This window comes from Pseudomonas sp. EA_35y_Pfl2_R5, assembly GCF_963970805.1.
Classification (GTDB): Bacteria; Pseudomonadota; Gammaproteobacteria; order Pseudomonadales; family Pseudomonadaceae; genus Aquipseudomonas.
In genome coordinates this window covers 488,282-508,675 of record NZ_CAXAOW010000002.1, presented here as the reverse complement: position 1 = coordinate 508,675, position 20,394 = coordinate 488,282, and the positions used below count along the sequence as shown (strand labels likewise).

At 59.8% G+C, this 20,394-nt stretch carries 18 protein-coding genes; 15 read left to right on the top strand and 3 right to left on the bottom strand.

From position 1 onward, the window contains the following. Positions 1 to 97 precede the first annotated feature (97 nt). The 14 genes from AACX99_RS06290 (at position 98) to AACX99_RS06225 (ending at position 15,583) form a co-directional block, all read left to right on the top strand. Positions 98 to 1,714 (top strand): methyl-accepting chemotaxis protein, encoded by a 1,617-nt coding sequence (locus AACX99_RS06290; protein ID WP_339410332.1) that lies wholly within the window; start codon positions 98 to 100, stop codon positions 1,712 to 1,714. 2 nt (positions 1,715 to 1,716) lie between these two features. Further along, complete coding sequence (locus AACX99_RS06285; protein ID WP_339410331.1) at positions 1,717 to 2,220, top strand: chemotaxis protein CheW; 504 nt, start codon at positions 1,717 to 1,719, stop codon at positions 2,218 to 2,220. Continuing rightward, complete coding sequence (locus AACX99_RS06280) at positions 2,217 to 3,458, top strand: protein-glutamate O-methyltransferase CheR (protein WP_339410329.1); 1,242 nt, start codon at positions 2,217 to 2,219, stop codon at positions 3,456 to 3,458. Before AACX99_RS06285 ends, AACX99_RS06280 begins: the two co-directional genes overlap by 4 nt. Further along, a complete protein-coding gene (locus AACX99_RS06275) occupies positions 3,448 to 4,116 on the top strand; it encodes a chemotaxis protein CheW (protein WP_339410327.1) in 669 nt (222 codons plus the stop codon). The genes AACX99_RS06280 and AACX99_RS06275 overlap by 11 nt, the downstream gene beginning before the upstream one ends. Then, entirely contained in the window at positions 4,113 to 6,368 is a 2,256-nt protein-coding gene (locus tag AACX99_RS06270) for a hybrid sensor histidine kinase/response regulator (protein ID WP_339410325.1), read from the top strand. Before AACX99_RS06275 ends, AACX99_RS06270 begins: the two co-directional genes overlap by 4 nt. Then, on the top strand, positions 6,365 to 7,369 hold the full coding sequence (locus tag AACX99_RS06265) for a chemotaxis response regulator protein-glutamate methylesterase (RefSeq protein WP_339410323.1): 1,005 nt from the start codon (positions 6,365 to 6,367) through the stop codon (positions 7,367 to 7,369). Before AACX99_RS06270 ends, AACX99_RS06265 begins: the two co-directional genes overlap by 4 nt. A 77-nt stretch (positions 7,370 to 7,446) precedes the next feature. Then, on the top strand, positions 7,447 to 8,469 hold the full coding sequence (locus AACX99_RS06260) for a diguanylate cyclase (protein WP_339410321.1): 1,023 nt from the start codon (positions 7,447 to 7,449) through the stop codon (positions 8,467 to 8,469). 211 nt (positions 8,470 to 8,680) lie between these two features. Continuing rightward, positions 8,681 to 9,776 (top strand): peptide chain release factor 2 gene (gene prfB, locus AACX99_RS06255; protein WP_339410319.1). Its coding sequence is split into 2 segments (ribosomal slippage): positions 8,681 to 8,752 and positions 8,754 to 9,776, totalling 1,095 coding nucleotides; the frame shifts between segments, so codons are not numbered across the junction. Between the two features lie 77 nt (positions 9,777 to 9,853). After that, positions 9,854 to 11,356: a lysine--tRNA ligase gene (gene lysS / locus AACX99_RS06250; protein WP_339410318.1), complete on the top strand. Its 1,503-nt coding sequence runs from the start codon at positions 9,854 to 9,856 to the stop codon at positions 11,354 to 11,356. 131 nt (positions 11,357 to 11,487) lie between these two features. After that, the gene (locus AACX99_RS06245) at positions 11,488 to 12,201 is read left to right on the top strand and encodes a TetR/AcrR family transcriptional regulator (protein ID WP_339410316.1); all 714 of its coding nucleotides are present in this window, start codon (positions 11,488 to 11,490) and stop codon (positions 12,199 to 12,201) included. Positions 12,202 to 12,375: 174 nt separating this feature from the next. Beyond that, positions 12,376 to 12,927 (top strand): hypothetical protein, encoded by a 552-nt coding sequence (locus AACX99_RS06240; RefSeq protein WP_311088926.1) that lies wholly within the window; start codon positions 12,376 to 12,378, stop codon positions 12,925 to 12,927. A 17-nt stretch (positions 12,928 to 12,944) separates the two neighbouring features. Continuing rightward, the gene (locus tag AACX99_RS06235; RefSeq protein ID WP_339410314.1) at positions 12,945 to 14,240 is read left to right on the top strand and encodes a flavohemoglobin expression-modulating QEGLA motif protein; all 1,296 of its coding nucleotides are present in this window, start codon (positions 12,945 to 12,947) and stop codon (positions 14,238 to 14,240) included. Between the two features lie 204 nt (positions 14,241 to 14,444). After that, the gene (locus tag AACX99_RS06230; protein ID WP_339410313.1) at positions 14,445 to 15,194 is read left to right on the top strand and encodes a TIGR00266 family protein; all 750 of its coding nucleotides are present in this window, start codon (positions 14,445 to 14,447) and stop codon (positions 15,192 to 15,194) included. An 86-nt stretch (positions 15,195 to 15,280) separates the two neighbouring features. Then, complete coding sequence (locus tag AACX99_RS06225; protein ID WP_339410311.1) at positions 15,281 to 15,583, top strand: hypothetical protein; 303 nt, start codon at positions 15,281 to 15,283, stop codon at positions 15,581 to 15,583. Between the two features lie 95 nt (positions 15,584 to 15,678). Here AACX99_RS06225 and AACX99_RS06220 read toward each other — a convergent pair whose 3' ends face one another. The 3 genes from AACX99_RS06220 to AACX99_RS06210 form a co-directional block, all read right to left on the bottom strand. Continuing rightward, positions 15,679 to 16,467 (bottom strand): OmpA family protein, encoded by a 789-nt coding sequence (locus tag AACX99_RS06220; RefSeq protein WP_339410310.1) that lies wholly within the window; start codon positions 16,465 to 16,467, stop codon positions 15,679 to 15,681. A 42-nt stretch (positions 16,468 to 16,509) separates the two neighbouring features. Further along, on the bottom strand, positions 16,510 to 16,926 hold the full coding sequence (locus AACX99_RS06215) for a DUF4398 domain-containing protein (protein ID WP_339410309.1): 417 nt from the start codon (positions 16,924 to 16,926) through the stop codon (positions 16,510 to 16,512). Between the two features lie 267 nt (positions 16,927 to 17,193). Continuing rightward, positions 17,194 to 17,520 carry a pilin assembly protein gene (locus tag AACX99_RS06210; protein WP_339410307.1) on the bottom strand — a complete coding sequence of 109 codons (327 nt, stop codon included), beginning with the start codon at positions 17,518 to 17,520 and terminating at the stop codon, positions 17,194 to 17,196. Positions 17,521 to 17,675: 155 nt separating this feature from the next. Between AACX99_RS06210 and ppc the strand changes: the two genes are divergently transcribed. Next, complete coding sequence (gene ppc / locus AACX99_RS06205) at positions 17,676 to 20,312, top strand: phosphoenolpyruvate carboxylase (RefSeq protein WP_339410306.1); 2,637 nt, start codon at positions 17,676 to 17,678, stop codon at positions 20,310 to 20,312. Positions 20,313 to 20,394: the final 82 nt, after the last annotated feature.

Here is a 20,394-nt window from a genome sequence, read left to right as displayed (position 1 = left end):
AACGCTTGCCGCTGGCTGAAGCAAACTCTAGAGTCCTTACATCTGCGCGTGAGCGGCATATGGCAGACCAGGCGTGTTTAATCGAGTGGGGAATACTGTGAAAAACTGGACTGTCCAGCAACGCATCATCGCGAGCTTTTCTGTGGTGGTAGTTATCCTATTACTGCTCTCTGTCACGGCCTACTACCGCTTGGCCATGGTTGAGCAAGCCGCGATCAACGTGCGAGCTTCGGCCGCGCCGGGTATGCACCAGGCCGGTCTGATGCGCCTGACCTGGGCTGATCACTTTATGGCAACCCAGCGTCTGTTGATGGTTGGCCAAGATGATGAAGCGCAAGGCAATCAGGCTTTCTCCGAGTTAGCTCAGCGGCTGGATACAACCTGGAATGCCTACCAGGCGATCCTTCGCACTGAAGAGGATCGTCTTGAATCGCAGGCTTTTCTGGTCAAGCGTGACCAGTACATGAAATTGCATGCTCAGTTGCTTGAGCTGATTGCGGCCGGGAATGATGTCGCGGCTGTGCAGTTGGCGCGTGAACAATTGCTGCCGGCCTGGTTAGAGGCACGCGCTGTACTGACTCAGCTGTTTGAGATGAATCAGCAAACTGCCGACCAGGCGGTGGAGCAAATTGTTACCGATGTAGAGTTGACCAAATTGAGTCTGGTTCTGGCCATTCTGATTGTCCTGGGTGTCGCGGCCATGAGTTCCGTGAGCCTGCAACGGGCGATCAGCCAGCCCATTACTGTGGTGGTAGATACCTTCAAAGTGCTCGGGTCGGGTGATCTTTCTGCGCGCCTGAGTATGGGCCGGCGTGATGAGTTCAACGCCATCGAGGAAGGGTTTAATAGCATGGCTGACGAGCTGAAGAGCCTGGTAGCCCAAGCCCAGCGTTCGGCCGTACAGATGACCACATCGCTTACCGAAATCGCGGCGACGTCCCGGCAGCAGCAGGCCACGGCCACCGAAACGGCCGCCACTACCACTGAAATCGGCGCTACTTCGCGTGAAATTGCCGCGACCTCACGTGACCTGGTCCGCACCATGAGTGAGGTGTCCGGTACTGCCGAGCAAACCTCGGTGCTTGCGGGTTCTGGTCAGTTAGGTCTGGCGCGTATGGAAGACGTGATGCGCCATGTGGCGGGTGCCGCCGAGGTAGTGAATGCCAAGCTGGCGATCCTCAATGAGAAGGCGAGCAATATCAATCATGTGGTGACCACCATTGTCAAAGTGGCGGATCAGACCAATTTGCTGTCCCTCAATGCGGCTATCGAGGCCGAGAAAGCCGGTGAATACGGACGTGGATTTGCGGTGGTCGCCACCCAGGTCCGGCGCCTGGCCGATCAGACCGCTGTTGCTACCTATGACATCGAGCAGATGGTGCGTGAGATCCAGTCTGCAGTGTCGGCGGGGGTTATGGGCATGGACAAATTCTCCGAAGAGGTGCGTCGGGGTAATAGCGAGATGATCCAGGTCGGTGATCAGCTGTCGCAGATCATTCATCAGGTACAGGCGCTGGCACCACGGGTGCAGATGATGGACGAAGGCATGCAAGCCCAAGCGACCGGCGCTGAGCAGATCAACCAGGCGCTGGTGCAGCTGAGTGAGGCCAGTGGGCAGACGGTTGATTCGCTGCGTCAGGCCGGTGCTGCGATTGATGAATTGAACCAAGTGGCTGGTAGCTTGCGCAGCGGCGTTAGCCGATTCAAGGTCTGAGTATGCACAGCCCGAGTACCGGCCAAGCGTCCGCCAATCGTGAGGCGGGTGAGCTGTATTTGCTGTTTAGTCTGGACCGCGACCGCTATGCCCTCAACGTGCATGAGGTGGTCGAGGTACTGCCGTTACGCCGCCTGAAGGCGTTCCCGCAAGCGCCAGCTTGGGTGGCGGGTGGCTTTGCATACCGTGGGGCGCTGGTGCCGGTGATCGATCTACTGGTGCGTGCATGTGGACGGCCCTCTGCGCAACTGACCAGTACGCGCTTGGTGCTGGTGCACTATCCTCCGGCCGGTCGTGTGCTGGGCCTGATTCTGGAAAAGGCCTCCGATACCGTGCGCCTGCATACCCGTGATTTTCGTGGTTCTGGCTTGGCCTCGGATGAGGCGCCTTATCTGGGCGCAGTACAGGGCTGCACGCAAGGGCTGGTGCAGCGCATCGATGTGGCCGGGCTACTGCCTGCCGATGTCCGTGCGCTGCTGTTCCCTGAGGTGGGCGATGCCACATGATTAACCAGGTAGAGCACCTGCTGAAACAACTGATCGGCCTGGAGGCCGAGTCAGTGGGGCGGCTGGTGATTGAACGAGCTGTCCGTCAGCGTATGCAGGCGCTGGATATTTCGGAGGGTGATGCCTATTGGCAGCAGCTGAATCGATCGAGCGGTGAACAACAGGCTTTGATTGAGGCTGTTGTCGTGCCGGAAACCTGGTTTTTTCGTTATCCGGAGTCGTTTGTCACCTTGGTCGACTTGGCGCTCAAGCGTAAGGCTGCGCTGGCAGGTAGCCGTCCGCTGCGCTTACTCAGTTTGCCGTGTTCCAGTGGCGAAGAACCGTATTCGATTGTCATGGCGCTGCTGGATGCCGGGTTTGCCCCCGCTGCGTTTCAGGTCGAAGCGCTGGATGTCAGTGCCCGGGTAGTCGAGCTGGCGCGTTTGGGGCACTACGGGCGCAATTCATTTCGTGGTCAGGAACTGAGCTTTCGCGAGCGATATTTTGAGGCCACTGACAGTGGTTTTCAGCTGCAGGCGCGGGTACGCGATAGGGTCAAGCTGCGTTGTGGCAACTTGTTGGACAGCACATTGCTGGGTGGGGAAGCCCCGTTTGATTTTATCTTCTGTCGCAACCTGCTGATCTACTTTGACCGCCCAACACAGAATGCCGTGCTGGATGTATTACAGAACCTGTTGCACGCCGCTGGCACGTTCTTCGTCGGTCCAGCTGAGGCCAGCTTGCTGAGTCAGCGCGGAATGCAGGTGCTGGGCGCACCTCTGACCTTTGCTTTCAAACGCATGGTCGCGGCACCTCCCGTGAAAGCCCCAGTAAACCTGGCTGCACCTGCCCCCATTCGCCCGGCGCGGCCACTGCAACAACCTCGTGTACTGCCGACCATCACATCGGCACCTCCCGCGCCGCGTGATCATGCCGTCAGTGCGTTGGCCAGGATTGTTGAGTTGGCCGATGCTGGGCGCAGCGAGGAGGCACTACGCGCTTGCGAGCAGTACCTGCTTGAGCACGGCCCCTGTGCCGATGCGTTCTATTGGATGGCCTTGCTTAACGACATGGCTGGTCAGGTCGACAGTGCCCAGACTTACTACCGCAAAGCGCTTTATCTTGAGCCTGAGCATGTCGAAAGTCTGGTGCACTTAGCGGCCCTACTGGCTGCGCGCGGCGACCATGAGGGTGCCAGGCGTCTACAGCAACGGGTGAGTCGGGCAAGTCCTTCTGGAGTGACGCGCGATGGGCGATGAGCTGAGGCTGGTGGAAGGCGGGGCAGCTATCGATGATTGCTGGAACCGTATCGGTGTGCAGGGCGACAAGAGCTGTGAGCGCCTGCGTGAACATGTGCACTGCCGCAACTGTGAGGTATATGCGGCGGCCGCCATTCGTCTGCTTGAACGCTATGCGTCGGTGCAAGACGATGTTGAAGTTGTTGCACAAGAGCAAGCTGTCGAATGTCGTTCGCTGTTGGTATTCCGGGTCGCTGAGGAGTGGCTGGCGATTGCGACGCGTAGCCTGGACGAGGTCGTGGCACCGATGCCGATTCATTCGCTACCCCACCAGCGTTCACGCAGTCTATTAGGGGTGGCCAATGTGCGCGGCACCTTGGTGGCCTGTGTGTCGCTGGCTGAGCTGCTGGGTATCGCTAGCGGCGCGGCACCGACGTCTCATCAGCGGGTCGTTCCGCGTATGTTGATTCTGGTCGGGCAAGGTGGCCCGGTGGTGGTGCCGGTGGATGAGGTGGAAGGTATTCACGCGATTCCTCTGCATAGCGTGCAGCCCGCGGTACGCGATGGTGGCCTGGCAGTCAGCCAGTTTGCCAGTGGGGTATTGCAGTGGCAGGGCCGTAGCATTACCCAACTCGATGACGAACGGCTGCAGCAGGCCCTGGTCAGGAGCCTCGCATGACACCCGATCAGATGAGGGACGCTTCGCTGCTGGAACTCTACCGCATGGAGGCCGATGCCCAAGCGCAGGTGCTGGACGCAGGCCTATTGGTCTTGGAGCGCGAGCCCAATCATGCGGGGCAGCTGGAAGCCTGCATGCGTGCGGCGCACTCGCTCAAGGGCGCGGCACGTATTGTCGGTCTGGATGATGGGGTGAAAGTCGCTCACGCCATGGAAGACCTGTTGGTTGCAGCTCAGGAGGGGCTGCTGCGCCTGCTACCAGAGCAAATTGACGGGCTCTTGCAGGGGAGCGATCTATTACGCCGGGTGGGCGCACCGCTTGTTGCCGATGCGCCGTCGGCTGAGCGGATTGAACAACTGGTGAGCTTGTTGCAGCAGCAGTTGGCCACTGCGGTGCCTGCCTTGGGGCGTGCGGCTGCGGCAGAAGAACCCACGGTCCAGAACGAAGCCATGCCGCCGCCGGCTCCTGCGCAAGAGCCCGCTGAGGAGTTGCATGAGGATGGTCGTGGGCGGGTTTTGCGGGTGTCGGCTGAGCGCCTTGATCACCTGCTGGATATGTCCGGTAAAGCACTGGTCGAATTTCAGCGTATTCAACCCCTGGCTGATTCGCTGCAACGCCTCAAGCGCCAGCAAGCCTCTGTTCGACGGAGCCTGGATGGGTTGCGCGATGCCACCTTGAATAGCTCGCTGGAGCCGCAGGTGTTGGCGTTGCTGGAAGAATCCAGAGCGCAGCTCGAAGAGTGTCAGCAGCTGTTGCACGATCATTTTGAAGCCTTTGATGAGTTTTCCTGGGAGGGCGGGCAGCGCAGCCGTTCACTCTATGACGCGGCATTGGCTTCGCGTATGCGGCCGTTGGCCGATGTCTTGGTCGGACGTGCGCGGATGGTGCGTGATCTAGGGCGCTCACTCGGTAAACAGGTGCGCCTGGATATCGAAGGGGAGGCCACGCAAGTCGATCGTGATGTGCTTGAACGCCTGGAGGCGCCCTTAACCCACCTGTTGCGCAATGCGATCGACCATGGCATCGAGCCGTCTGAGCTGCGCGCGCGCAAGGGTAAAGCGCAAGAGGGGCGACTGTTGCTAAGGGCGCGTCACCGAGCTGGCATGCTGCTGCTGGAGCTGAGCGATGATGGCGCGGGCGTTGATATGGAGCGCCTGCGTGAGGTGGTGGTGGCGCGCAAGTTTGCCAGCAGCGAAACGGCGGCCAAGTTGGATGAAGACGAATTACTGGCGTTTCTGTTCTTGCCGGGTTTCAGCTTGCGCGAGCAGGTGACGGAGGTTTCCGGACGCGGTGTGGGGCTCGATGCGGTGCAGCATGAACTGCGTCAGTTGCGCGGCAGCGTGCGGCTTGAGCATCGTCGAGGCGAGGGCAGTACCTTCATTCTGCAAGTCCCGCTGACACTTTCCGTGGTGCGCAGCCTGGTAGTTGAAGTCGCCGGCGAGGCCTATGCCTTTCCCTTGGCGCATATCGAACACATGGTGCGGGTAAACCCGGAAGATCTCGTGCAGCTGGAGGGACGTCAGCACTTCTGGCACGGCGACCGTCATGTCAGCCTGATCTCGGCCAGCCAGCTGTTGCAACGCCCAGAGGGCCGTACCGAAGACGCTGGCATCCCGCTGGTATTGATTCGCGAACGCGACAACCTTTATGGCATTGCCGTGGAGCGTTTTATTGGCGAGCGCACGCTGGTGGTCATGCCGTTGGATGCGCGGCTGGGCAAGATCAGAGATGTGGCTGCAGGTGCCTTGCTGGATGACGGCACGCCGGTGCTGATTCTGGACGTTGAAGACTTGTTCAGTTCGATTAGCAAACTCTTGGGCAGCGGCCAGTTGGAGCGAGTCGATAGGCGCAGTCAAGGTACTCAGGAAGCCGCCCGTAAGCGGGTGCTGGTAGTCGATGACTCACTGACGGTGCGCGAGCTTGAGCGCAAGCTGCTGCTCAGCCGCGGCTATGACGTGGCGGTTGCCGTGGACGGCATGGATGGCTGGAATGTGCTGCGCGCAGAGCACTTCGATTTGCTGATTACCGATATCGACATGCCACGCATGGACGGTATCGAACTGGTCACTCTGGTGCGCCGTGATAACCGTTTACGCACGTTGCCGGTGATGGTGGTGTCCTATAAGGATCGCGAAGAAGACCGTCGCCGAGGTCTGGATGCCGGCGCGGATTATTACCTGGCCAAAGCCAGTTTCCATGACGAAGCGCTGCTTGATGCGGTGCAGGTATTGATAGGCGAGGCACAAGGATGAGAATCGGTATCGTCAACGATATGCCATTGGCTGTGGAGGCGTTACGTCGTGCACTGACGCGTGCCCCCGAGCACCAAGTAGCCTGGGTTGCGGGCAGCGGCGCGGAGGCCGTGCGGCGATGCTGTGAAGATACCCCGGACCTGCTGTTGATGGACTTGCTGATGCCAGAAATGGATGGTGTTGAAGCCACGCGGCAGATCATGGCCAACACCCCCTGCGCCATTTTGATCGTTACCTCGGATGTTGAACGGCATGTCGGCCGGGTATTTGAAGCCATGGGGTATGGTGCGCTGGATGTAGTGGCGACGCCTGTACTGGGGGCGGAACCGTTGCCGGATGCTGCTGCGCTGCTGCGCAAGATCCATAACCTGGGCCTGCTGCTGGGGCAGAAAACAGCGCGTAAAGCGCCTGAGCCGGCTTTGCGCGACAGTAACAGTTGCCGCCAGTCCCTGGTGGCGATTGGCGCCTCGGCGGGGGGGCCGGCAGCCTTGGTTGACCTGCTCAAACAGCTTTCGCCGGGTTTCCCCGCTGCCATCGTGCTGGTGCAGCACGTGGATCAATCATTCGCTACTGGCATGGCGCAGTGGTTGGCCAGTGAGTCGCCCCTACCGGTGCGCCTGGCGCGTATGGGGGATATACCGCAGCCGGGCTGCGTGCTATTGGCAGGAACCAATGACCATCTGATTTTACAGGGCAATGGGGAGCTGGCTTATAGCGCCACGCCCAGTGCGCACATTTACCGACCTTCGATCGATGTGTTCTTTGACAGTGTGACGGCCAATTGGAAGGGTGAAGCAATTGGTGTGCTACTCACGGGCATGGGCCGCGATGGGGCTCAGGGCCTGTTGAATATGCGGCAGCGTGGCTTTATGACCATCGCCCAGGATCAGGCCAGTTGCGCGGTATACGGTATGCCCAAGGCGGCAGCACAGCTTGAGGCCGCAACCGAAATATTGCCGCTGGTCGATATTGGCCGACGCTTGATGATGTTGATTGACTAACTGCTGGAGATGGCTAAGTGCTATTGGGTGTCGCAGGGTCTATAACAATAGAGGGCATTAAGCCCGGAGAAAGTGGTATGCAGGGTTTTCCTCAGTTTAGCGGTGCTCATGAGGATGCATCGACATCTGCGCCATTGATGGTTCTACTGGTTGATGATCAAGCGATGATTGGTGAGGCCGTGCGTAGGGCCTTGGCATCTGAAGCGAACATTAGCTTTCACTTCTGCTCGGACCCCCTGCAAGCAGTGAGTCTGGCCGAACAGATAAAACCTACGGTGATCCTGCAGGATTTGGTTATGCCGGGGGTCGACGGCCTCGAACTGTTGACCCAGTATCGGGCTCGCCGCGCCCTGCAGGATGTGCCGATTATCGTGCTGTCGACCAAGGAAGACCCCAAGGTCAAGAGCGCAGCATTTACCCTGGGGGCCAATGACTATCTGGTTAAACTACCGGATGTCATCGAACTGGTTGCGCGTATTCGTTACCACTCACGTTCCTATCTGGCATTGCAGCAGCGCGATGATGCCTTTCGTGCGTTGCGTGAGAGTCAGCAGCAGTTGCTGGAGGCCAACCTCGTACTACAGCGCCTGATGAGGTCTGACGGACTCACGGGTTTGGCCAATCGCCGACACTTTGATGATTGCCTGAACAGTGAGTGGGCACGTGCGCTGCGCGAGCAGAGCGAGTTATCGCTGTTGATGATCGATGTCGACTACTTCAAAGCTTTCAATGATCGCTTTGGCCATGTGGAGGGCGATGAAACCCTGCGCAAGGTTGCTGCATGCATGAATGAGATGTGCAGTCGCTCTTCAGATATGGCCGCGCGCTATGGCGGAGAAGAATTCGCCATGATTCTGCCGGGAACAACGCGTGGAGGCGCACGTTTGTTTGCCGAGAAAGTGCGGCTCTCCGTGCAGGCCCTGGCGATCCCCCATGAATGTCCCGTGCAGGGTTCTATTGTCAGCATCAGCCTGGGGGTTGCCACGCTCACGCCTCGGGTCGACATGGCCCCCACCGAGTTGGTCGAGCTGGCTGATCGAGGTTTATACCTGGCCAAACAGAGTGGGCGTAACCAGGTGGGGGTTGTTGAGCCTGGTTGAGACGTGGTGCGCACGCGTGGGGGCCTGTTGCGTGTTGTCTGCCAGTGTGCGGCATGGGCTGCCAGGGGGCGCTGACTGGGGTATACTCGCCGGCTTTTCTGAAACTTCGGGGCCACGGTCCGGTTGCCGCGTCCGATCAGCTGCCGTGAGGTGGGTTGTCGGGCCGCACTGAGCCGCTGTACACCTCAATCGCCTGCGAGTGCTGAACGCCATGGAAATCAACCCGATCCTTAACAGCATCAAGGACCTGTCCGAGCGCACCCAGACTATTCGGGGGTATCTTTGACTACGATCACAAGCATGATCGTCTGGTCGAAGTAAACCGCGAACTCGAAGACCCGAACGTCTGGAACAAGCCCGAATACGCCCAGAGCCTGGGCCGTGAGCGCGCCACGCTGGCGCAGATAGTCGAAACCATCGACGATCTGACCGGCAGCCTGGCCGACTCGCGCGACCTGCTCGATATGGCCGTCGAAGAAGACGATCAGGGCGCGGTCGACGACGTCGCCGCCGAAATCGAACGCCTGCGCGACATTCTCGAGAAGCTGGAATTCCGCCGCATGTTCAGCCACGAGATGGACCCGAACAACTGCTACCTGGATATTCAGGCCGGTTCCGGCGGCACCGAGGCGCAAGACTGGGCCAACATCCTGCTACGCATGTACCTGCGCTGGGCCGACAAGCGCGGCTTCAGTGCCGAGATCGTCGAGCTGTCCGAAGGTGAAGTCGCCGGTATCAAGGGCGCCACCGTGCATATCAAGGGCGAATACGCCTTTGGTTGGCTGCGCACCGAAATCGGCGTGCACCGGCTGGTGCGCAAGAGCCCGTTCGACTCAGGCGCTCGCCGCCACACCTCGTTCTCGGCGGTGTTTGTGTCGCCCGAGATCGACGACAAGGTTGAGATCGAGATCAACCCGTCTGACCTGCGTATCGATACCTACCGCTCCTCCGGCGCCGGTGGTCAGCACGTCAACACCACCGACTCGGCTGTACGTATCACCCACGTACCGACCAACACCGTGGTGGCGTGCCAGAACGAGCGCTCGCAGCACGCCAACAAGGACACCGCCATGAAAATGCTGCGGGCCAAGTTGTACGAGCTGGAAATGATGAAGCGCAACGCTGCGTCTCAGGCTCTGGAAGACTCCAAGTCGGATATTGGCTGGGGTCATCAGATTCGCTCCTACGTGCTTGATGACTCGCGCATCAAGGATCTGCGTACTGGCGTCGAACGCAGCGATTGCCAGAAGGTGCTCGATGGCGACCTCGACCAGTACCTCGAGGCCAGCCTGAAGCAGGGCCTTTGATCCGTTCCCGCCGGAGTGAGCTCGGCTCGCTCCGGCCAGTAACCCCTTTGATTTAGATGCCAGGCAGATAGACCACCATGAGCGACCAACAACTCGACCAGAACGAACTGCAACAGGACGAAAACAAGCTGATTGCCCAGCGCAAGGAAAAGCTTGCTGCCATCCGTGAGCAGGGCAATGCCTTCCCCAACGACTTCCGCCGCGACAACTACTGCGCCGACCTGCAGAAACAGTACGCCGAGAAGACCAAGGAAGAGCTGGCCGAGGCTGCCATTCCGGTCAAGGTTGCCGGCCGCATCATGCTCAACCGTGGCTCGTTTATGGTGATTCAGGACATGACCGGGCGCATCCAGGTCTACGTCAACCGCAAGACCCTGTCGGAAGAAACCCTGGCTGCCGTAAAAACCTGGGACATGGGCGACATCATCTCCGCCGAAGGCACCCTGGCCCGCTCCGGTAAGGGTGATCTGTATGTGGAAATGACCACCGTACGCCTGCTGACCAAGTCCCTGCGTCCGCTGCCGGACAAGCACCATGGCCTGTCCGACACCGAGCAGCGCTATCGCCAGCGTTACGTTGACCTGATTGTCAACGAAGACGTGCGCCACACCTTCCGTGTGCGCTCGCAGGTGATTGCGCACATTCGCAGCTTCTTGATGCAGCGCGACTTCCTTGAAGTGGAAACGCCGATGCTGCAAACCATCCCAGGCGGCGCGGCGGCCAAGCCGTTTGAAACTCACCACAACGCGCTGGACATGGAAATGTTCCTGCGTATCGCTCCGGAGCTGTATCTCAAGCGTCTGGTGGTGGGTGGTTTTGAAAAGGTTTTCGAGATCAACCGCAACTTCCGTAACGAAGGCGTTTCGACTCGTCATAACCCAGAATTCACCATGCTGGAGTTCTACCAGGCGTACGCCGACTACGAAGACAACATGGACCTGACCGAGGAGCTGTTCCGCGAGTTGGCTCAGCTGGTACTTGGCACTACCGACGTGCCGTACGGCGACAAGGTGTTCCACTTCGGCGAGCCGTTTGTGCGCCTGTCAGTGTTCGACTCGATCCTCAAGTACAACCCTGAGTTGACCGCTGACGACCTGACCAACATCGACAAGGCCCGCGCCATCGCCAAGAAGGCCGGTGCCAAAGTGTTGGGCTTCGAAGGCCTGGGCAAGCTGCAGGTGATGATTTTCGAAGAGCTGGTCGAGCACAAGCTGGAGCAGCCGCACTTCATTACTCGCTACCCGTTCGAAGTCTCGCCACTGGCTCGTCGCAGCGATGACGATCCGAGCGTTACCGATCGCTTCGAGCTGTTTATCGGTGGCCGTGAAATCGCCAACGCCTACTCCGAGCTCAACGATGCGGAAGATCAGGCTGCGCGCTTTATGCAGCAGGTGGCCGACAAGGACGCCGGCGACGATGAAGCGATGCACTTTGACGCCGACTTCGTTCGCGCCCTGGAATATGGTATGCCGCCGACTGCAGGTGAGGGCATTGGCATCGACCGTCTGGTGATGCTGCTGACCAACTCACCGTCGATTCGCGACGTGATCCTGTTCCCGCACATGCGCCCGCAAGCCTGATGCTGATAAGCCGCCTCCGGGCGGCTTTTTATTACCTGGTTATTGGTTGCCGGTCTTTTTATCACCCGCCAATGGATTAATTTTGCGATTTACTGACTAATCGTGAATAACCGACTGAGGATCGCCTTGCTGTGACAGCCAAGCCTGCCCAAGAAAGCGCCACCCTGGTGGCCAATGCCGTCGCTGAGAGCGTGCAGTACCAAGGACGCAAAGCCAGCCGCCAAGGCAGCGAACAGCGTCGTCAGGCCATTCTCGATGCCGCCATGCGTCTTATTGTGCGTGAAGGCGTACGTGCGGTACGCCACCGCGCCGTGGCCGCCGAAGCCGAAGTGCCGTTGTCGGCGACGACCTATTACTTCAAAGACATCAATGATCTGATTACCGACACCTTCGCTCTGTTCGTTGAACGCAGTGCGGCGCATATGGGCCAGTTCTGGAGTAGCACCGAAGGTTTGTTGCGTGAGCAGGTCAGTCGCCTGGATGGCAGCGCCGAGGCGCGGCGGCGCCTGGCCAATGAAATCGCCCGGCTGGCCGTGGAGTACGTGCGCCAGCAGCTGCTGACCCGCCGCGAACATTTGCTGGCCGAGCAGGCCTTTCAGCAGGAGGCTTTGCTTAACCCGCGTCTGCACGGGCTGATGCGTGCCCATCGGCAGATACTGCTGCAGGGCGTCACGCACTTCTTCGAGGTGCTGGGTTCTCAGCAGGCAGAGCAGGATGCCAAGCTCTTGACGGCGATTATTGTGCGCATGGAGTATCAGGGCCTGCTCGATGGCGTTGATCATCTGGACAGTGAGGATATGTTGGCCATGCTTAAACGTTATATGCATCTGGTGCTGGGGCTATAACAGGCCGTTGAAAAACTACCTGCGTTGGCAATACTGCGTTAAAAACAGGCTCGGAATGCTCATTTACAACCCGGAAACTCCGTTTCCTCGCCTGTTTTTGCCTTGTCCTACCTGCCTCGGCTACGTTTTTCAAAGGCCTGATAGCCTGCTAGATCCGTTCACAAGGAGAGCTGAATGAAAGCCTGGCGCGCGCTGCTTGCCGTGTCCTTCCTGCTGCTTGGTGGTTGTCTGGTGACCTTCAAGGACCCGATTCCCGCCAATGAAGCAGCCCCGATTCCCCTGCTTGGCGAATGGTCGCGCAAGAATGAATGGGGCGAGCAGCTGTATCTGCAGATCACCCGTGCCGGCTCCAACGTCTATAAAGCGCGGGCCTATGTCGACAGTTTGGATAACCTCGACAGCGTTGAAGAATACGGCTTTACCGTGGCTCACCATGGCCGTCGCTGGTACCTCTCGGCGGGCTTGCCGAAAAGTCTGGGAGCAAACTTCGCCATCGCCGGTTTCGAGCTGACCACCAATAATGAGTTGGTGATCTACAACCTGGATGTCGACCGGATCCTTCAGGAGTTGGAGCAGGGCGCCTTGCAGGGCGAGGTGATTGACGGCGCTGAAGGCGATGGTGTGCTGATCAGCAGCCCGCTGGAACAGGTGTTCAGCTACCTCGACGATCAGGCTAATTCGGATGTATTTATCGAAGTCGCGCGTTATCAGCGGGCGGGCGACTAGTGGGTGATGGGGAGCGCATGAACAGTCATACCGGTTTGGACGATTATCAGTTGATCGTGCGTGCGCTGTCCGACCGTCTGGTCGACGCGCAGACGCCGATTCGCGTGCTGGACGCGGTGAAATGGGATGACTCGATCCGCAGCGAGTTTCTCAAGCACAAGGGTAAGAAGCTGCCCGCTGTCGATCGTGCCTACTACGCCAATCGCCCGCTGCCCTTTGATGCGGCGGCGAAGAAGCTGGAGTTTCAGAATATCGAGCGCGACATTACCCGCCAGCTCGGCCAATTCAACCCGGTGGGCAAGATCATGCGGCGCATGTGTCGCGAGTACCGCATGGTCATTCGCATGCTCGAAGCGCGTGGTACCGAGGATTTCGGTCTGATCAGCCAGGAACTCTACGGCGCGGCTTCCGATGCCTTCCATGCCGGCGACCCGACCCTGGCTGATCTGGGCCTGATGTTTTCTGACTTCCTCAATAACATCGATAAGCGCGGCGACCTGAAGGATGAAGCCAAGACCCTGACCGCCAGGGAGGCCGTCAGCCTGCTGCAGCACCGCCTGAACAAGGTGTTTGGCGAGGAGGAGGGCACCATTCGGGTGTTCGAGTCCGACGGTATTCTTGCCGATGCCGCTGCCGGTGCCGACTACATCAAGATTCGCGCCGATGCGATGTTCAATGACCGCGATGTAAAAGCCTTGGAAGTGCACGAGGGCCTGGTGCATGTGGCGACCACCCTGAACGGGCTGAATCAGCCGATCTGCACCTTTCTGGCCAAGGGTCCGCCCTCGTCTACGGTGACCCAGGAAGGCCTGGCGATCCTGATGGAGGTGATCACCTTCGCCTCCTATCCAACCCGTTTGCGTAAGTTGACCAACCGCACTCGCGCCATCCATATGGCCGAAGAGGGCGCGGATTTTTTGCAGGTGTTCGACTTCTACCGTGAGCAGGGTTTCAGCCAGGAAGACAGCTACAGCAACGCCAACCGGGTGTTCCGTGGCTCCACCCCCAATGGCCTGCCTTTCACCAAGGATCTGTCCTACCTGAAAGGCTTCATCATGATCTACAACTATATCCAGTTGGCCGTGCGCAAGGGCAAGCTGGAGCAGATTCCGCTGCTGTTCTGCGGCAAGACCACCCTAGAAGACATGCGCACCCTGCGCCAGTTGGTGGATGAGGGGCTGGTTGTTGCGCCTAAGTACCTGCCACCGCAGTTCAGCGACCTCAACTCGTTGTCGGCCTGGATGTGCTTCTCCAACTTCCTCAATCACCTGAGTCTTGATCGGATCGAAGCCGACTACGCCAATATCCTCTGAAAGCTGCTGCGCTCGATCATGCGGCGTTGAAGGTGAGGCCGGAAATGCTCATTTACAGCAGTAAACTCCGCTTTCCGGCCTAATCTTCGCCTTGCCTGCTCTTCGCTCGCGACGCTTTCACTCCAGGAAATAAAGTCGTTTTTTAGCCCGGATGAAATTCGGGGAGCCTTCACCGAGTCGTTGCCTAATTGTCAGGAGTTACACATGCCCAGCCATCAACTCGACTACGAAATCCTCGGCGCTTCGGCGCAGAGCGTGGAGATTATTCTCGATCCGGGCGAAACGGTGATCGCCGAGGCCGGGGTGATGAATTACATGACCGACGGCATCCGCTTTGAAACGCGTATGGGTGATGGCGCGGCCACGGGCGTGCTAGGCAAGCTGTGGGGTATGGGCAAACGCATGCTGACGGGTGAGTCGCTGTTTATGACGCACTTTTCCAATGTCGGTAAAACCTCTGCGCGGGTGGCGTTTGCCGCGCCGTACCCCGGCACCGTAGTGCCGATTCAGTTGGCTGAGCATGGCGGCACACTGATCTGCCAGAAGGACGCTTTTCTCTGCGCTGCCTACGGCACGGCGGTCGGTATCAGCTTTAACAAGCGTTTGGGCGCCGGGTTCTTCGGCGGCGAGGGTTTTATCCTGCAGAAGCTTGAAGGTGATGGTCTGGCCTTTGTGCATGCCGGCGGCACGGTGATTCGCAAGGAGCTGAACAACGAAACCCTGCGCCTGGACACCGGTTGCCTGGTGGCCTTTACCAGCGGCATCGATTACGACATCGCCTTGGCCGGCGGCCTGAAAAGCATGCTGTTTGGCGGCGAGGGCATCCTCCTCGCTACCCTCAAGGGGACTGGTACGGTGTGGGTGCAGAGCCTGCCGTTCTCGCGTCTGGCTGAACGCATCTATGAAGCGACCTTCAAGGCTCGCGAGGAAGTGCGCGCTGGCGGCGATAAATGATGCGGCAATCTGGGCCTTTGCAGGCGTGGGGGTTTGCTGCAAGCTGCGCCGCTTGTTGCGTCAATTGATCATTCCGAGAGTCTGTTATGAGCGAAGTAAACCCTATCCCGCTGATCCTTACCGGCATCGGCAGCATCTGCGCCACGGTGGCTGTGCTCGGTTATTACGGCTACCTGCATATCGCCAAGCCGGAAGACGCCTTGCTGCTGTCCGAGTTCACCATGCTCAAGACCGTGCCGGGTGAGGACTATAAAGTCTCGCTCAAACCCGCCAGCCAGGTCGCCCAGTGCATCGATGGCGTGCTGGTGCTGTTCGATCTGGAGCAGAAGGGCCTCAGCGGCGTGCTGGTCGACCGGCGCAAGCAGGCTGTGCGCTGCAACGAACCGTGATGCTAGCCGGGTCTTCAGGTTCAAGTACGTACAAAAAAGCCGCGCCCCGAAAGGGCGCGGCTTTTTAACCGGAGTGCCAGTCGGTCACAGCGTACTCAGTTGCTGCCCATCGACGAGCGCGGTGCGACCTGTTGGCTGTCGTTTGAGATGGTGACTTCCACGCGGCGGTTCATGGCGCGCCCCGAGGAGCTGTTGTTATCCGCTACCGGGTACTCCTTGCCATAGCCTTGGGCGACGATGCGCTCCGGCCCTACGCCCATCTTCACCAGCGCAGCGCGAACGGAGTTGGCGCGGCGTTCGGACAGCTGCTGGTTATAGTTGGCTGCACCGCTGCTGTCGGTATAGCCCTCGACCACGACCTTACGCTCCGGATTCTCCTGAAGGAACTGGGCCAGCTTGTTGATACTGCCCAGCCCGGCGGGTTTAAGCTCGGCGCGGTTAAGATCGAACAGCACATCGCCAAAGGTAATCAGGGTGCCGCGCTCGGTCTGCTTGGCATTCAGGCTTTGCTGCAATTGCTGAATCTGTGCATCACGGGCAGCCAGACGCGCTTCCGCACGTTTGGCTGCGCTGTTTTGCAGATTGGCTTCAGCATTGCGCAGGTTGATGGTCTGCTTGGCCACCTCGACACGCTGGTTGGCCAAATAGGCAAGTTGGTCGACCTTCGCCTCGTCTTCCTCGTCCAGGTACGCTTTCTCGGCGCGCTTGAGCATTTCGCTCGCATCTTTGGTTTCCAGTGCGGCGACTTTGGCTGCTTGCGGATCACTCTGCAGGCTGGAGAAGTTGCTTTGCGCCTCTTCAAGGTTGACATTGGGCTGCGATGAGCAGGCCGCCAGGCCGACGCTGAGGGTGAGAAGGGCGGGAATCATGATGTGTTTACGCATAGCGGTTCATCCTTAATCAAATGAGGTCATGAAGGGCGGGCGTTATTGCTGCGTGCCGCGCATGCCTTCCTGGCGCAGCTCTTCAATGCCTTGGTTGGCGTCCTGCAGAGCTCTTTCAGCTTTGGTCGCCTCGGCCTTACGCTCGGCTACACGGGCATCCCATTCGGCCTGCTCGGCCAGGCGCTTGGCCTTTTCGTAGTCCTTGTCATGCATGGCCAGCTCAGCCTGCTTGAGCTTGTCGCGAGCGGACTGCATTTCTACGGCTGCAAACTCTGTGGCGCCCGCGCTGACGGCGTTATTCACAGCCAACTGCGTGACAGCGAACTGTTCGGATGGTGGATTGCCGGCACAGCCAGCCAGAACCACGCTGCTGCCGACCAACAGTGCGGCCAGTTTCAGGTTACGCAGAGGGTTCGAGGCGGGTGTGTTGTCCTGGGTCTTCATGCTGTTCGTCTCCATTGGTGAACTCCGTGGAAGTCCTGAAAAGCCCGGCCGCTATGGCTCGGGAAGCACTTTGCAAACGCTGCAAGGCGCTGCTGTAAATCAGCGGCACAGTGCCATGACTCACTATTTCCGACTGAAGGAGTGGCGCAATGGTTCAGGGTAATCGCCGTCCCGACCTCGTAGGCGATGGCATGAGCCGCTCTGCAGCGGTGCTCTCAGGCTGTTAGCAAGACGCTTGCAAAAGACGCCTTGCTAGACAGAAAAGTGACGGGCGGCGCTCACTCACTCAATGAGTAGGCGCTGCAGATGCTGGCGCGCGAGGGCGAGATAGCGAGGCGTGGGACCCACGTCCTCATACTGCGGATCACCCTGCTCGTCGGTGGCGATGACACGGGTTCCCTGGACGTACGGGAAGTGCTCTTCTAGTTCTTCCAAAGCAGCGCCGAGCAACTCGCCCAGCAACTCTTCAACGTGGTGCTTGGGGTACATCTCCTGCAATGCCGCCAAGCGTGCTGCGGCTTCCAGGTCGAGCCTTATCTGATAAGGCGTTGCGCTCAGCCGCCCCTGGGCATTTTCCTGCCAGTGCTGAACAAGCTCGCGAATCTTCATGATTGCCTCGTGTCTGTTCTATGCCCGCCGTTTGTTGGGCGGGCTGCATAGTTGAGACTAGTGCTTAGGGCGATTAGTGCGGTCTGGGCGTCGCGCACTTGTAAGAAGTTGGCGCGCTGGGCACTCTGAAGGCAGGATCAGCGGAGGCAAGACTCATGGCAGAAATCGACGCGCGTCTGCGCGAGGACGTCCACCAGCTCGGCGAGCTACTGGGTAACACCATCAGCGTGCAGCATGGCGCTGTCTTTCTCGACAAGATCGAGCGCATTCGCAAGGGGGCCAAGGCCTCGCGCCGTGGTTCGCAGCAGGGTGCGGAGCAACTCAGTGCAACCCTGAACCAACTGGACGATGACGAACTGTTACCGGTGGCGCGGGCATTCAACCAGTTTCTCAACCTGGCCAATATCGCCGAGCAGTACCACCGCGTACGCCGCCGCGCGCCGGGTGAAGCGCAACCGTTTGAAGACAATATGCTCGCCGACCTGCTGCAGCGGCTGTCCAGCAACGGCCATAAGGGCGAGGCCCTGGCCCGCCAGTTCGGCCGGTTGGATATCGAGCTGGTATTGACCGCGCACCCCACCGAGGTGGCGCGACGCACCCTGATTCAGAAATACGATGCGATGGCCGAACAGCTGGCGGCTGGCGACCATAGTGATTTGTCGGCGGCCGAGCGTGAGCAGGTCAAGCAGCGCCTACAGCGGCTGATTGCCGAAGCCTGGCACACTGAAGAAATCCGTCGCAGCCGGCCGAGTCCGGTGGATGAAGCCAAGTGGGGCTTTGCGGTGATCGAGCATTCGCTCTGGCACGCCATTCCCAATGTGCTGCGTAAAGCCGATCAGGTGCTGAATAGCGCCACCGGGTTGCACCTGCCGCTGGATGCGGCGCCGATTCGCTTTGCTTCCTGGATGGGCGGCGACCGTGACGGCAATCCCAATGTCACGGCCACTATTACCCGCGAAGTGCTGCTGCTGGCGCGCTGGATGGCGGCGGATCTGTACTTGCGCGATGTCGATAACCTGGCCGCCGATCTGTCCATGCAGCAGGCCAGCCCGGCGCTGCTGGCGCGGGTAGGCGAGAGTGCCGAACCTTATCGCAGCCTGCTCAAACAACTGCGTGAGCGTCTGCGCGCCACCCGCAGCTGGGCTCAGGCCGCACTGCAGGAGCAGGTGCCCGCGCCCGTAGCGGTGTTACAGGACAATCGCGAGCTGCTGGAGCCGCTGACCCTGTGCTACCAGTCGCTGCATGAGTGCGGCATGGGCGTGATCGCCGATGGTCCGTTACTCGATTGCCTGCGCCGTGCGGCGACGTTTGGCCTGTTTCTGGTACGTCTGGATGTGCGTCAGGACTCCAGCCGCCACGCTGCGGCCATGAGTGAAATTACCGATTACCTCGGCCTGGGTCGTTACGCCGAGTGGGATGAAGAAGCGCGTCTGGCGTTTTTGTTGAAAGAGCTGGAAAACCGCCGGCCGCTGTTGCCGGGGCACTTCAAACCCAGCGGCGAAACCGAGGAGGTGCTGGCCACCTGCCGCGAAGTGGCTGGTGCCCCCGCTGCATCGCTGGGTTCCTACGTGATCTCCATGGCCGGTGCGGCCTCCGATGTGCTGGCGGTGCAGCTGTTGCTCAAGGAAGCCGGGTTGCAACGGCCGATGCGCGTGGTGCCGCTGTTCGAAACCCTGGCCGATCTGGACAACGCCGGCCCGGTGATCAGCCGGCTGCTGGCGCTGCATGGCTATCGGGCGCGCTTGCACGGGCCGCAGGAAGTGATGATCGGTTACTCCGACTCCGCCAAGGACGCCGGCACCACTGCGGCGGCCTGGGCGCAGTACCGCGCCCAGGAAACTCTGGTGCAGGTGTGCCGTGAACAGGATGTCGAGCTGCTGCTGTTTCACGGTCGTGGCGGCACCGTGGGACGCGGCGGCGGCCCGGCCCATGCGGCGATCCTGTCGCAGCCGCCGGGGTCGGTAATGGGCCGTTTCCGCACCACCGAGCAGGGTGAAATGATTCGTTTCAAATTCGGCCTGCCGGATATTGCCGAACAGAATCTCAACCTCTATCTGGCGGCTGTGCTGGAAGCCACCTTGTTACCGCCACCCAGTCCAGAGCCGGCCTGGCGTGAGCTGATGGATAAACTGGCTAGCGATGGCGTCAGCGCTTACCGCGCGGTCGTACGCGAGCACCCACAGTTCGTCGATTACTTCCGCCAGGCCACGCCGGAGCAGGAGCTGGGTCGCTTGCCCCTGGGCAGTCGCCCGGCCAAGCGGCGCGAGGGTGGGGTGGAGAGCCTGCGCGCCATTCCATGGATTTTCGCTTGGACCCAGACGCGTTTGATGCTGCCGGCCTGGCTGGGCTGGGAAGCTGCGCTGGAGAATGCTTTTCAGCGCGGTGAAGGCGAGCTGCTCGGGCAGATGCGTGAACATTGGCCGTTTTTCCGCACCCGTATCGACATGCTGGAGATGGTGTTGGCCAAGGCCGACGAGTCTATCGCCCAATTGTATGACGAGCGTTTGGTCGAGCCGGCCCTGCGTCCGCTAGGCGAACATCTACGCGGCCTATTGTCGCAGGCGGTGACCGCAGTGCTGGGTTTGACCAGGCAGTCGCAGCTCTTGGCGCACAGCCCGGAAACCCTGGAGTCGATCAGTGTGCGCAACACCTACCTGGACCCGCTGCATCTGCTCCAGGCCGAGCTGTTGGCGCGCTCGCGGCTGCGTGACAATCAGGCTGACAGCCCTCTGGAACAGGCGTTGCTGGTCAGTGTGGCGGGTATTGCAGCCGGTTTACGCAACACCGGCTAGGTGGATTAATCAGTGCAGTGGTGCTTTCGCCAGCGTCGATGTAGTGCGTCGGCGAAAGCACTACCTGCTAGATGTAGTCGCA

Coding starts and splice junctions, on each gene's coding strand:
- AACX99_RS06285 (WP_339410331.1), top strand. CDS start 1,717: ATGCACAGCCCGAGTACCGGCCAAGCGTCCGCCAATCGTGAGGCGGGT.
- AACX99_RS06280 (WP_339410329.1), top strand. CDS start 2,217: ATGATTAACCAGGTAGAGCACCTGCTGAAACAACTGATCGGCCTGGAG.
- AACX99_RS06275 (WP_339410327.1), top strand. CDS start 3,448: ATGGGCGATGAGCTGAGGCTGGTGGAAGGCGGGGCAGCTATCGATGAT.
- AACX99_RS06270 (WP_339410325.1), top strand. CDS start 4,113: ATGACACCCGATCAGATGAGGGACGCTTCGCTGCTGGAACTCTACCGC.
- AACX99_RS06265 (WP_339410323.1), top strand. CDS start 6,365: ATGAGAATCGGTATCGTCAACGATATGCCATTGGCTGTGGAGGCGTTA.
- AACX99_RS06260 (WP_339410321.1), top strand. CDS start 7,447: ATGCAGGGTTTTCCTCAGTTTAGCGGTGCTCATGAGGATGCATCGACA.
- lysS (WP_339410318.1), top strand. CDS start 9,854: ATGAGCGACCAACAACTCGACCAGAACGAACTGCAACAGGACGAAAAC.
- AACX99_RS06240 (WP_311088926.1), top strand. CDS start 12,376: ATGAAAGCCTGGCGCGCGCTGCTTGCCGTGTCCTTCCTGCTGCTTGGT.
- AACX99_RS06235 (WP_339410314.1), top strand. CDS start 12,945: ATGAACAGTCATACCGGTTTGGACGATTATCAGTTGATCGTGCGTGCG.
- AACX99_RS06230 (WP_339410313.1), top strand. CDS start 14,445: ATGCCCAGCCATCAACTCGACTACGAAATCCTCGGCGCTTCGGCGCAG.
- AACX99_RS06225 (WP_339410311.1), top strand. CDS start 15,281: ATGAGCGAAGTAAACCCTATCCCGCTGATCCTTACCGGCATCGGCAGC.
- AACX99_RS06220 (WP_339410310.1), bottom strand. CDS start 16,467: ATGCGTAAACACATCATGATTCCCGCCCTTCTCACCCTCAGCGTCGGC.
- AACX99_RS06215 (WP_339410309.1), bottom strand. CDS start 16,926: ATGGAGACGAACAGCATGAAGACCCAGGACAACACACCCGCCTCGAAC.
- AACX99_RS06210 (WP_339410307.1), bottom strand. CDS start 17,520: ATGAAGATTCGCGAGCTTGTTCAGCACTGGCAGGAAAATGCCCAGGGG.
- ppc (WP_339410306.1), top strand. CDS start 17,676: ATGGCAGAAATCGACGCGCGTCTGCGCGAGGACGTCCACCAGCTCGGC.